Source organism: Bradyrhizobium sp. MI1.4 (assembly GCF_055811315.1).
In genome coordinates this window covers 1-344 of the sequence record NZ_JBVVPP010000164.1, presented here as the reverse complement: position 1 = coordinate 344, position 344 = coordinate 1, and the positions used below count along the sequence as shown (strand labels likewise).

At 68.0% G+C, this 344-nt stretch carries 1 protein-coding gene; it reads left to right on the top strand.

Features of this window, described 5'->3' with window-relative positions:
- On the top strand, window positions 1–344 hold a 344-nt coding region (locus AC0L23_RS40105), incomplete at both ends, for a DUF1522 domain-containing protein (RefSeq protein WP_473358439.1).

Below are 344 nucleotides of genomic sequence, written 5' to 3'. Positions count from 1 at the left end.
CGACGACCGGCGCGAGCCTGCTGAACGGCACGGCGACCGCTGGCGACGCCAACGCCGGCGTTGCCGCGGGCGACACGTTCACCGTCAACGGCAAGACCATCACCTTTGCCTCCGGCGACGCGCCCACGACCGCTCCGACCGGCCAGACCAAGGTCGCTGCCACCGGTATCACGACCGGCAACGTCTACACCGACAACACCAGCGGCAACGTGACGGTCTATCTCGGTTCGGGAACGAAGGCTGCGGTGGGCGACGTCCTGACCGCGATCGACCTTGCCAGCGGCGTGCAGAGCAACGTTGCCGGTACCCTGACGGTCAACAGCGGCCAGACCATCTCGTCGGTC